The organism is Nocardiopsis dassonvillei subsp. dassonvillei DSM 43111, assembly GCF_000092985.1.
GTDB classification, from domain to species: domain Bacteria; phylum Actinomycetota; class Actinomycetes; order Streptosporangiales; family Streptosporangiaceae; genus Nocardiopsis; species Nocardiopsis dassonvillei.
On sequence record NC_014210.1, the window covers coordinates 1,085,896 to 1,097,821 of the forward strand.

Below are 11,926 nucleotides of genomic sequence, written 5' to 3' on the forward strand. Positions count from 1 at the left end.
TGGCGGCGCCGGTGCCGGCCGAGAGTGCGGAGCGGGTGAGGGCCCCGGCTCCGACCGGCCGGGACACCGCCCCGCCCGTCCGACACGCCGGGCCGCCCGCCGGGAGCCCGCTCTGCCCTTCCGCGTGCGCGCACGCGGGCACGCGCGCGGTGCCGCCACAGGTCGTCGCGGTCCCCGGGGTCGCCTCCTCCGCGACACACCCCGCGCCCTCCACCTTCCCCCACCATCACGGCCAACGCTGTGACCTGCGTTTTCCTGGCCCGCAGTGGGCGTAAAAGCCGGAAAGATCTGTTGACGGTGGGGAAGAGTGGAGTAAGGTGGGGCACCGTGGAGAGGGTGAATTCTCCACTTCGAGGGTGAGGGAGGTGGAAGTGTGTTCCTCGGCACCCACACGCCCCGGCTCGACCAGAAGGGGCGGCTCTTCCTCCCCGCGAAGTACCGCGACGAGCTGTCGGGGGGTCTGGTGATCACCAAGGGCCAGGAACGCTGCCTCTACGTCTTCCCGACGGAGGAGTTCCGGCGCATCACCGACGCCCTCGCCACCACCCCGGTCACCGCCAAGGCGGTGCGCGACTACAGCAGGGTCCTCTTCGCCAGCGCCTCGGACGAGAACTGCGACAAACAGGGAAGGGTCACCATCCCGGCCAAGCTCCGCGACTACGCGGGCCTGGAGCGGGAGTGCGTCGTGATCGGCGCCAACACCCGCTTGGAGATCTGGGACTCCCGGGCGTGGTCGGACTACGAGGCCGAACAGGAACCCGCCTTCGCGCAACTGTCGGAGGAGGTGCTGCCCGGGGTGCTGTGACCCCGGCGGAAGCACCGCCGGGCCGATCAGCACACAGTCCACACCCTCGCAAGCCGGAGTCCGGCAACGGCCTCCGGGCGCGGTCTCCACGAGCTGGCGCGACTTCCCCGGTGCCAGGTCGTGAGCGCGAAGCCACCGGAAGGTGGACAATAGCGGCCGTGTCCGGAGGCCCGCCGGAACCCGCCGGGCCGTGCCAAGGACACCGTGGAGCGCACCGACCGCGGCGCTACCACGGCGACTCGGGGGGAGACGGCGACAGCGTGGAGGAACAGCAGCACATGGGGGACATCGGGCAGGACGGCGGGACCGGGGGCGCCCGCACGGACGGGAGCGGCGTGCCCGCCGACGGGGAGAACCCCGCCGGGGAGCAGGCGCGCCTCGACGCGGCCCGCTCCGGAGCCGACCCCCTGCACGTGCCCGTCATGCTCGACCGGATCGTGGAACTGCTCGCTCCGGCCCTGGAGCGGCCCGGCGCCGTCCTGGTCGACGGCACCCTGGGCCTGGGCGGCCACTCCGAGGCGCTCCTGCGCGCCTGCCCCGGCATGCGCCTGGTCGGCGTCGACCGCGACACCACCGCCCTGGAGCGCAGCGCCGCACGCCTGGCGCCCTACGCCGACCGCACCCACTTCGTGCACGCGGTCTACTCCGACATCCCGCGAGCCCTGGACGAGGCGGGCGCGGCCGAGGCCGACGCCGTCCTGCTCGACCTCGGCGTCTCCTCGCCGCAGCTGGACGAGACCGACCGCGGCTTCGCCTACGCCCACGACGCGCCGCTGGACATGCGCATGGACCGCGACCAGTCTCTGACCGCCGCCGAGGTCGTCAACACCTACCCGGTCGCCGAGCTCACCCGCGTGCTGCGCACCTACGGCGAGGAGCGCTTCGCCTCCCGCGTGGCCAGGGCCATCGAGCGCCAGCGCGCCCAGGCGCCCATCGAGTCCACCCGCGCGCTGGCCGAACTGGTGCGCGAGGCCATCCCGGCGGCCACCCGCCGCACCGGCGGCCACCCCGCCAAGCGCGCCTTCCAGGGCCTGCGCATCGAGGTCAACGCCGAACTGTCCATCCTCGAACGCGCCCTGCCCGCCGCGATCGCGCGCCTGGCGGGCGGGGGCCGTGTGGCCGTGCTGTCCTACCACTCGCTGGAGGACCGGATGACCAAGAGGGCCCTGGCCGCGCTGGCCACCGACACCACGCCCGCCGACCTGCCGGTCCCCCTTCCCGAACGGCAGCCCGAACTCCGGCTGCTCACCCGGGGGGCCGAACTCCCCACGGACGAAGAGAACGAACGCAACCCGCGCGCGCAGTCGGCCCGCCTCCGGGCGGCCGAACGCGTGCGACCGCCGCGGCAGTAGGGAGACCCAGATGAGCACGAGGACGGACACGCGCCGCACGCCCGTACGCGGTGGCAAGGCCCCCGCCGGGAAGGCCGCCCCCGCGCGGCCCAAGCGGGCGGTCGAACCCGCGACCAGGCCCGCGGCCGCGCCCGCACGGGCCAAGCGCACCCGGACCGGGGGCGGTGCGCAGGGCCGGGCGCCGCGCATCCCCTTCGTCCTGCTCATCCTGTTCCTGCTGGGGGCCACGCTCGTCAGCCTGCTCGTCCTGCGCAGCGTCGTGGCCGAGGAGGCCTTCGCCATCGCCAACCTCAAGGAGGAGAACCGGGAGCTGTCCTACGAGGAGCAGCAGCGGCGCAGCACGGTCGCCGAACTGGAGAGCTCCGAGCGCATCTCCGACGAGGCAGAGGCCATGGGCATGGAGCAGGGCGGTGAACCCCCGCTCTTCCTCGACCCCGAGACCGGTGAGATCAGCGGCGCCACCGGGAGTGGTGAGTGAGTACTCCCAGAGACCGGCGTCCCCGGAACCCCCGCAGGCCCGGAGCGGCCAACCGCTCGGGGTCCCGGCCCAAGAGGCCCCAGCGCGAGCCGCGCCGCCCCGACGGCGGCGCCCGCCCCTCGGCGCGCACCCCGGGGCGTCCGGCGCGGGAGGCGCGCGGCGGTGAGCGCCGCCGCGGCGGGGGCTCCCCGCCCCCGCTCCCGCCCCTGCTGCGCCGCACCTTCCGCAGGGGCGAGCCGCCGGGCCGCATCAAGATCGGCGGGGCCCTGATCACGGCCGTCCTGCTGCTCTTCGCGGGACGCCTGGTGCAGATCCAGGTCGTGGAGGCCGAGCACTACGCCGAGGCGGCCTCCAACACGCGCCTGCAGACCATCGACATCCCCACCCTGCGCGGTCAGATCACCGACGCCGACGGCAACCCCTTCGCGCTGTCGCTGGAGGTGCGCACCGTCTTCGTCGATCCCGAGACGGTCGCCGAGGACGAGCGTGACCAGCTCGTCGAAGAGCTCGTCACCCGCTTCGACCTGGAGGAGGACGAGGTCGCCCAGAAGGTGGACGCCGCGCCCAGCCGCTACGAGGTGGTCGCCCGCGGGGTCCTGCCCGCGGAGTGGGAGGAGCTGGCCGACCTCAACCTGTCCGGCCTGGGCTCGCAGGTCTCCTACGAGCGCGTCTACCCCGAGGAGACCGGCGCCGCCGACCTCGTCGGCTTCGTCGGCGCCGAGGGCCACGGCCTGGAGGGACTGGAGGGCTACCTCAACGACACCCTGGCCGGTGAGGCGGGCAAGCGCCGCGTTGAGGTGGGCGCCGACGGCACCCAGATCCCCATGGCGGGCGGCCTGGTCAGCGAACCCGAGCCGGGCCAGGACGTGCGCCTGACCCTGAACCAGGACATCCAGTGGTACGCGGCCCAGACCCTCGCCGAGCGCGTGGAGGAGCTGGACGCCCAGGGCGGCAGCGTCATCGTGGAGCGGGTCGGCACCGGTGAGATCCTCGCCATGGCCGACTACCCGACCTACTCCCAGAGCGACATCTCCTCCAGCTCCCCCGAGCAGTGGTCCAACGGCGCGGTGGCCACGATCTTCGAGCCGGGCAGCACCAACAAGGTCGTCACCATCGGCGCCGCGCTGGAGGAGGGCGTCACCACCCCGGAGACGGTCTACACCGTGCCCGACAGCATCCGGTACCTGGACACGACGTTCAAGGACTCCAGCCCCCACGAGACCCTGCGCCTGACCACCAACGGCATCATGGCCCAGTCCAGCAACGTGGGCACCATCGAGATCGCCGACCAGGTGGGGCGGGGCGTCCTGCACTCCTACCTGGAGGACTTCGGGCTCGGCCAGCCGACCGGGCTCCAGCTGCCCGGTGAGCAGGCGGGCGTGCTCAAGGACCCGGAGGACTGGTGGGGCACCCAGCTGCCGTCGGTCTCCATCGGCCACGGCCTGTCGGTGACCGCCGCTCAGATGGCGTCGGTGTACGCCACCGTCGCCAACGGCGGTGTGCGGGTGGAGCCCCGGGTGGTCGCCGGGACGGTGAACGCCCAGGGGGAGTTCACTCCGTCCGAGGAGCCCGAACAGCGGCGCGTGTTCAGCGAGGAGACCGCCGATCAGCTCGCGCTGATGCTGGAGGCGGTCACCAGTGACGAGGGCACCGCGCCCCAGGCCCGCATCGACGGGTACCGGGTCGCGGGCAAGACCGGTACCGCCAACCGGCTCGACCCGGAGACGGGCGACTACGACGGCGGCGGGTACACGTCCACCTTCTCCGGGTTCGCGCCCGCCGACGACCCGGAGGTCGTGGTCCAGGTGGTGCTGCACGACCCGCAGCAGGACTACTACGGCGGCGAGGCCGCGGGGCCGGTGTTCAACGACGTCATGTCCTTCGCGCTCAAGACGCTGAAGGTCCCGCCGTCGGGGACCGAGGCGCCCGCCATCCGGCTGTCGGAGGACCAGGGCGGCGGCTAGGAGGGCAGCCGCGGGCGTCCCCGTCAGGGCGCGGCGCGGTCCAGGTGGGCGCGCACGGAGCGCACGTGCTCGGGGCCGGTGCGGCAGCACCCGCCCACGAGCACCGCTCCGGCCTCGTACCAGCCCACGGCGGCGCGGCCGAACTCCTCGGGCTCGGCCGTGCCGGTCCACCGCCCCCGCGCCGCGTCCCACTCCTCCCCCGAGTTGGGGTAGGCCACCGCGGGCAGGCCGCACGCGGCGACCGCGCGCACCAGCGCGGGGACGTGCCGGGGCGCGGTGCAGTTGACGCCCACCGCCACCAGCCGCCCGTCGGCGTGCAGAGGGGCGAGTCCGGCGGCCGCCTCGCGCAGGGGCGTGCCGTCGCTGACGCGCTCACCGTCCCGGCAGGAGAAGCTGATCCACGCGCGGGCGCCGGGGGTCTCGGCGAGCAGCCGGGCCAGCGCCCGGGCCTCGGCCGCCGAGGGCACGGTCTCGCAGGCGAGCAGGTCCGCCCCGGAGTCGGCGAGCACCCGCCAGCGCTCCCGGTGCCAGGCGTACAGGCCCTCCTCGTCCAGGTCGTAGTCGCCGGTGTACTCCGAGCCGTCCGCCCGGGCCGCGCCGTAGGGGCCCACCCCGGCGGCCACCAGCCCGGAACCGAACGCGTCGCGCTCGGCCCGCGCCAGCTCCACCGAGCGGGCGATCAGCGCCAGGGCCTCGGACTCCGTGGCGCCCCGCGCGGTCAGTGCCGGAACGCTCGCCTGGTACCCGGCGGCGATGGCCACGTCCGCGCCCGCCTCGAAGTAGTCCCGGTGCACCCGGCGGACGAGATCGGGCTCCTCGGCCAGCAGCCGCGCCGACCAGAGCCCGCCGCCCAGGTCGCGGCCGTAGGCCTCCAGACGGGTCGCCAGCCCGCCGTCGAGCACCAGCGGGCGCCGTGACGGGGCGGTTCCGGCCATGCGCCACCTCCGCGTTCGGGCCGAGTCGAGGACGCCTCCAGCCTAGGCGTGAACACCCGGTCGGGGCCGCCGGCCCGCCGCCGCACCGTACCTCCGGGCCGCCGGGCCGCGGCCGCCCCTCCCCGCGGCCGTGGGCTCCGGGGCCCGCCCGCCGGGGGCGCGCCCCCGGCCGCGAAGGACACCGGACGGTCATCGACGTGTACGGCGAACCCGCGTAACCTGGGCGAAACGCCCGGTTCGGGAAACCTCGGCGAACGCAGCGTGGAAATTACCGGCCGGTCGTCGACAGCGGTTAACCTCCACACGTGCCACCGGTAATGCGACCTGAACACACGCCACTTCGTCCACTGTCCGCCCTCGCAGCGCTGCTCGGGCCGGACGCCTCCCTCCTGCGCCCGGACCTGGGCGCGGACCGACCCCCCGAGGTGCCGGACAGGGAGGTGCACGTCCGCGGCATCACCCACGACTCCCGCCAGGTGGGGCCCGGAGACCTGTACGCCGCCCTGCCCGGGACCCGCGCGCACGGCGCCGACTTCGCCGGGCAGGCCGCCGAGGCGGGCGCCGCCGCCGTCCTCACCGACGGGGACGGGGCCGAGCGGGCCGCCGCCACCGGGCTGCCCGTCATCGTGGTCCCCGACGTGCGCGCCGTGCTGGGCACGGCGGCCTCGTGGGTCTTCAAGGACCCGGCGCAGGACCTGCTGCTGATCGGCACCACCGGCACCAGCGGCAAGACCACCGTCACGTACCTGGTCGAGTCGGGCCTGCGCCACGCCGGAATGCGCACCGGCCTCGTCGGCACCGTGGAGATGCGCGTGGGCGACGAACGCGTCGTCTCCTCGCTCACCACGCCCGAGGCCACCGACCTGCACGGCCTGTTCGCCCTCATGCGCGAACGCGGCGTCTCCGCCGCCGCCATGGAGGTCTCCAGCCACGCCCTGGCCCTGAGCCGGGTCGGTGGCACCCGCTACGACGTCGCGGTCTTCACCAACCTGTCCCAGGACCACCTGGACTTCCACTCCGACCTGCGCGACTACTTCGACGCCAAGGCCCGCCTGTTCACCCCCGAGTACTGCGACATCGCGGTGGTCAACGCCGACGACCGCTTCGGCCGCGCGCTCGTGGACATGGTGCAGGCCGACGGCCGCGTCCCCGTCACCACCTTCGCCGTGGACGGCTACACCGACGCCGACCCCGCCACCGCCATGGAGGCCGACTGGCGGGCCGTGGACGTGCGTCTGGGCGCCATGGGGAGCGCCTTCCGCATCGTGGGCCCCGGCGGCATGGAGGCCAACGCCTCCGTCGCCCTGCCCGGACCCTTCAACGTCTCCAACGCGATGGCCGCCATCGTCGGTCTGGTCGAGGCGGGGCTGCCGCTGGAGACCGCGATCGCGGGTGTGGCCGCCGCCCCGGGCGTGCCCGGGCGCATGGAGCCGGTCGTGGCCAACGCCGTGCCCCACGCCTTCCAGGACTTCACCGCGCTCGTGGACTACTCGCACAAGCCCGGCGCCATCGAGGCCGTCCTGACCGCCCTGCGCGCCACCACCGAGGGCGGGCTGACCATGGTGGTCGGCTGCGGAGGCGACCGCGACCGCGCCAAACGCCCGCTCATGGGCGAAGCCGCCGCGCGCCTGTCCGACCAGCTGGTCATCACCAACGACAACCCGCGCACCGAGGACCCCGTGAGCATCGCCGCGTCGATGCTCGAAGGGGTCGCCAAGGTGCCCGAGGAGCACCGCGCCCGGGTCACCGTGGAGTTCGACCGGGCCGAGGCCATCCGCCTGGCCGTCGAGCGCGCCCGTCCCGGCGATGTGGTGGTTGTCGCCGGGAAGGGTCACGAGACCGGTCAGTACGTCAAGGGTGAGGTGCTGCCCTTCGACGACCGCGAGGTGCTGCGCGCGGCCATCGAGGACCACCTCGGCATGAGCGCCCGCGAGCGGCTGGGGGTCGCCCTCCAGGACATCCACCGGGTTCCTGACCAGGGCTGACACCCCGACACTCCCGGAGTGCGAACCGTCTGGACGAGGGGGCGCGGGCCGTGCCCGCGCCCCCTCGGCGTCCGCGCCGGAGGGCCTGCGAGCGCTTCCGGGCAGGTGCGGGCCGACGGTCACGAAGTGGCGCATATTGCCGCCAGTGGGGGCCCGGCGGGATTCCGGACGCCCGAAGATGTTCTAAGGTAGGTCCGGCAATCGCAGCCCGACACGTGACGCCCCCGGCGGCGACCACGACGCGGCCCATGCCGACACCGTGGTGAGGCCCGGCGCGGCAACGCGCGGCATCCGCGGTGCCATCCCCTGACCTGAGACTCCGGCCGGGTGGCCAGCCGCCCCTGTGGCGTCGTGGACCGGGCCTGACATGAGGAGTGGATTTGATCGCGCTCACGCTCGATCGGATCGCTGAGATCACCCAAACCGCCATCGGCGGATCAGCGCGCCCCGAAGCCGTCGTCGACGGCCCCGTCGTCATCGATTCGCGGCAGGCAGTGCCCGGCGCGCTCTTCGTCGCCCTGGGCGGCGAACGCGTGGACGGACACGACTTCGCGGCCTCCGCGGTCGCGGACGGAGCGGCGGCGGCCCTGGTCTCCCGACCCGTCGACGCCCCCCACCTGCTGGCGGAGGGCGGCGACGAGGGAGTCGTCGCGGCCCTGACGCGGCTGGCCCGGCACGTGGCACGAGAACTCAGCGATCCCCGCCGCGGAGCGGAGCGCGCCGAGGTCGTCGCGGTCACCGGATCCTCCGGCAAGACCACGACCAAGGACCTCATCGCGCAGGTCGTGGCCCGCATGGGCCCGACCGTCGCCCCGGCGGGCTCGTTCAACAACGAGATCGGTCACCCCCTCACCGTGCTGCGCGCCGACACCGGCACCCGCTACCTGGTCCTGGAAGCCGCCGCCCGGGGTATCGGGCACATCGCCCACCTGTGCGGGGTGGCCCCGCCCCGGATCGGCGTGGTCCTCAACGTCGGCAGCGCCCACATGGGGGAGTTCGGCGACCGCGACGCCATCGCCAAGGCCAAGGGCGAGCTGGTCGAGGCGCTCCCGCCGGGAGCCGCGGACAGGGGCGCGGGAGGCGTCGCCGTCCTCAACGCCGACGACCCGCGCGTGAACGCCATGGCCGCGCGCACCCGTGCGCGCGTGGTCACCTACGGACTGGGGGAGGACGCCACCGTGCGCGCCACGGACGTGGTCATGCGCGAGACGGGCGCCCCCTCCTTCACCCTCCACCTGGCCGGGCGCACCGCCCGGGTGGAACTGGCCCTCGTCGGCGCCCACCAGGTCCACAACGCGCTGGCCGCCGCCGCGGTCGCCGACGAACTGGGCATGGGCGTGGACGAGATCGCCGAGGCGCTCGGCGCCGCCACACCGGTCAGCCGGTGGCGCATGGAGGTCACCGAGCACGCCGGCGCCACCCTCGTCAACGACGCCTACAACGCCAACCCCGAGTCCATGCGGGCGGCGCTGACCACCCTGGGCGCCCTCGCCCGGGACCGCCGCTCCATCGCCGTCCTGGCCCACATGGCCGAGCTCGGCGAGGGCGGCGGGGTCGAGCACGAGAGGATCGGTGAGCTCGCGGCCCGCACGGGCGTGGCCCACCTGGTCGTGGTCGGTGAGGCGGCCGAGGGCATCGCCGTCGGCGCCGAGGGCGCCGCGCGGCAGGGACTGTGGCAGGGCGAGTGCGTCCGCGTGGCGGACGTTCACGAGGCCGCCGCGGCCGTGCGCGCGCGGATGCGCACAGGAGACGTCGTCATTGTGAAGGGATCACGCGTGGCAGGGCTCGAAAGGGTTATCGACCTCATCACGGAGGGTGACGCCCAGTGATCGGCATCACTCTGGCGGCGGCCCTCGCGCTCGTCGTCTCCATGGGGCTCATGCCCCCGCTGATCAAGCTCCTGTACCGGTTCAAGTTCGGCCAGGAGGTCCGCGACGACGGACCCGAGGGCCACAAGACCAAGCAGGGCACGCCCACCATGGGCGGTATCGTCATCATCCTCGGCGCCGTCGTGGGCTACTTCGGCTCCCACGTGGTGCTCCTGATCGTGCAGCCCAGCGCCAGCGGGCCCACCGCGTCGGGCCTGCTGGTGATGTTCCTGTTCGTCGGGATGGGCTGCGTCGGCTTCCTCGACGACTTCATCAAGATCTACAAGCGCCGCAGCCTGGGCCTGCGCAGCGGCGCGAAGATGGTCGGCCAGGCCATCGTCGGCGTGGGCTTCGCCTACGGCGTCACCCTCTTCCCCAACGGCTACGGCTACACCCCCGCCGCCCCCAGCATCTCCTTCCTCCGCGACTTCGGCCCCCCGCTGATGATCGGCCTGTTCGTCCTGTGGGCCCTCTTCCTCATCGTCGGCTTCTCCAACGCGGTGAACCTGACCGACGGCCTCGACGGCCTGGCCACCGGCGCGACGATCCTGTCCCTGGTCGCCTACGTCATCATCGGCAACTGGCAGCTGCGCCAGTCCTGCGTGTCCTACCTCTCGGACAGCTGCTACACGGTCCGCGACCCCCTGGACCTGGCCGTGGTGGCCGCCTCCGTGCTCGGCTCCTGCATCGCCTTCCTGTGGTTCAACGCCCCGCCCGCCAAGATCTTCATGGGCGACACCGGCTCCCTGGCCCTGGGCGGTCTGATCGTGGGCCTGGCCATCACCACCCGCACGCAGCTCCTGCTGCTGCTCATCGGCGGCCTGTTCGTCATCATCACCCTGTCGGTGATGGTCCAGATCACCTCGTTCCGCCTCACCGGCAAACGCGTGCTGCGCATGGCGCCCCTCCAGCACCACTTCGAGCTCAAGGGCTGGGCCGAACCCACCATCGTGATCCGCTTCTGGATCATCCAGGGCCTGTTCGTGGCGATCGCCATCGGGCTCTTCTACCTGGAATGGATGCCGAGGTAGGCATGGCGCACCACGCTTCCCCAACACCGCCCGGCACCGCGCCGGAGGGCGCGCCCCTGCGGGGGCGCCGGGTCTGCGTCGCGGGCCTGGGAGTGTCCGGGCCCCCCGTGGCCAGGGCGCTCCTGGCCCGCGGGGCCCGCGTGACCGTCGTCGACGGCCGCGACGACGACACCGTCCGCCCGGTGGCCGACCGGCTCCGGGCGGAGGGCGCCGAGGTCGTCCTGGGCGACACCCCGCTGCCCGCGGACTGCGACCTGGTGGTCACCTCGCCCGGCTGGCGCCCCGACTCCCCGCTGCTGGTCCGGGCCGCCGAGGCCGGGATCGAGGTCATCGGGGACGTCGAACTCGCCTGGCGGCTCAAGCCCGCCGACCAGGTGTGGCTGGCCGTCACCGGCACCAACGGCAAGACCACCACCGTGCGCATGCTGGAGGCGATGCTGCGCGCGGACGGCCGCGACGCGCTCGCCGTCGGCAACGTCGGCACCCCGGTCGTGGAGGCGGTCCAACCCGACGCCGGGGGCCGTTTCCGCGAGGTCCTGGCGGTGGAGCTGTCCAGCTTCCAGCTGCACTGGTCCTCCAGCCTGCGCCCGCACGCCGCGACCGTCCTCAACATCGCCCCCGACCACCTGGACTGGCACGGCGGCCTGGACCCCTACGCCCGCGCCAAGGGCCGGATCTACGCGCCCGGCACCCTCCGCGTGGTCAACACCGCCGATGCCTGGTCGGTCCGCCTGGCCGAGGAGGACGGCGACCCGCACACGCCGCTGGTCGGCTTCCGCCTGGACACGCCCCGCGCGGGCGAGGTCGGCGTGGTCGAGGACCTGCTGGTGGACCGGGCCTTCGTCGAGGACCCGCACAGCAGCGCCGAGGAGCTGGCCACGCTCTCCGACGTGCGCCCGGCCGCGCCGCACAACGTCGCCAACGCCCTGGCCGCCGCCGCGCTGGCCCGCTCGGTGGGCGTGTACCCCGGTTCGGTCCGGGCCGGGCTGGCCGCCTTCGATCCCGAGCCGCACCGCATCGCCTTCGTGGCCACCGCGGGGGGCGTGGACTACGTGGACGACTCCAAGGCCACCAACCCGCACGCCGCCGCCGCGTCCCTGGGCTCCTACCCGTCCGTGGTCTGGATCGCGGGCGGCCTGCTCAAGGGCGCCGAGGTCGACGACCTGGCCGCGATGGCCGCCGACCGCCTGCGCGCGGCCGTGCTCATCGGCGCCGACCGCGCCCGGCTGCGCGAGGCCCTGGCCGAGCACGCCCCCGGGGTTCCGGTGGTGGAGGTCGAGGGCCCCGCCGACGGGGACGGCACCGTCATGGACGCGGTGGTCGCCGCCGCCGCCTCCCTGGCCGAGGAGGGCGACACCGTCCTGCTGGCGCCCGCGGCCGCCTCCATGGACATGTTCACCGACTACCGCGAACGGGGCCGCCTCTTCGCCGAGGCCGTACTCCGCTTGCCCTGAGTGACGGTTCGCCGCCCGTGCGTGACCGAACACGCGCGGGCGGCCCCCACTGTG

At 74.0% G+C, this 11,926-nt stretch carries 9 protein-coding genes; 8 read left to right on the forward strand and 1 reads right to left on the reverse strand.

The annotated features are described in order from the left end of the window. The first annotated feature begins 373 nt into the window (after nt 1-373). From mraZ to NDAS_RS04440, 4 genes are all read left to right on the forward strand, one after another. Nucleotides 374-805 (forward strand): division/cell wall cluster transcriptional repressor MraZ, encoded by a 432-nt coding sequence (gene mraZ / locus NDAS_RS04425; RefSeq protein WP_013151938.1) that lies wholly within the window; start codon nt 374-376, stop codon nt 803-805. 278 nt (nt 806-1,083) lie between these two features. Then, on the forward strand, nt 1,084-2,157 hold the full coding sequence (gene rsmH, locus NDAS_RS04430) for a 16S rRNA (cytosine(1402)-N(4))-methyltransferase RsmH (RefSeq protein WP_013151939.1): 1,074 nt from the start codon (nt 1,084-1,086) through the stop codon (nt 2,155-2,157). A 10-nt stretch (nt 2,158-2,167) separates the two neighbouring features. After that, nucleotides 2,168-2,635, forward strand: a complete 468-nt coding sequence (locus NDAS_RS04435; RefSeq protein WP_013151940.1) for a hypothetical protein — start codon at nt 2,168-2,170, stop codon at nt 2,633-2,635. Continuing rightward, nucleotides 2,632-4,599, forward strand: coding sequence for a peptidoglycan D,D-transpeptidase FtsI family protein (locus tag NDAS_RS04440; RefSeq protein WP_013151941.1), 1,968 nt, complete (start codon nt 2,632-2,634; stop codon nt 4,597-4,599). Before NDAS_RS04435 ends, NDAS_RS04440 begins: the two co-directional genes overlap by 4 nt. 23 nt (nt 4,600-4,622) lie before the next feature. On the opposite strand, the gene mmuM is transcribed toward NDAS_RS04440, so the two are convergent. Continuing rightward, a complete protein-coding gene (mmuM, locus tag NDAS_RS04445) occupies nt 4,623-5,534 on the reverse strand; it encodes a homocysteine S-methyltransferase (protein ID WP_013151942.1) in 912 nt (303 codons plus the stop codon). 317 nt (nt 5,535-5,851) lie between these two features. Here mmuM and NDAS_RS04450 point away from each other — a divergent pair, with 317 nt between their 5' ends. The 4 genes from NDAS_RS04450 to murD all read left to right on the forward strand — a co-directional run bounded on the left by NDAS_RS04450 (nt 5,852) and on the right by murD (nt 11,872). Then, on the forward strand, nt 5,852-7,519 hold the full coding sequence (locus tag NDAS_RS04450) for a UDP-N-acetylmuramoyl-L-alanyl-D-glutamate--2,6-diaminopimelate ligase (protein WP_013151943.1): 1,668 nt from the start codon (nt 5,852-5,854) through the stop codon (nt 7,517-7,519). Nucleotides 7,520-7,899: 380 nt separating this feature from the next. Continuing rightward, the gene (locus tag NDAS_RS04455; RefSeq protein WP_013151944.1) at nt 7,900-9,348 is read left to right on the forward strand and encodes a UDP-N-acetylmuramoyl-tripeptide--D-alanyl-D-alanine ligase; all 1,449 of its coding nucleotides are present in this window, start codon (nt 7,900-7,902) and stop codon (nt 9,346-9,348) included. After that, nucleotides 9,345-10,418: a phospho-N-acetylmuramoyl-pentapeptide-transferase gene (mraY, locus tag NDAS_RS04460; RefSeq protein ID WP_013151945.1), complete on the forward strand. Its 1,074-nt coding sequence runs from the start codon at nt 9,345-9,347 to the stop codon at nt 10,416-10,418. The genes NDAS_RS04455 and mraY overlap by 4 nt, the downstream gene beginning before the upstream one ends. A 2-nt stretch (nt 10,419-10,420) precedes the next feature. Then, the gene (gene murD / locus NDAS_RS04465; RefSeq protein ID WP_013151946.1) at nt 10,421-11,872 is read left to right on the forward strand and encodes a UDP-N-acetylmuramoyl-L-alanine--D-glutamate ligase; all 1,452 of its coding nucleotides are present in this window, start codon (nt 10,421-10,423) and stop codon (nt 11,870-11,872) included. The last annotated feature ends 54 nt before the right edge of the window (nt 11,873-11,926 follow it).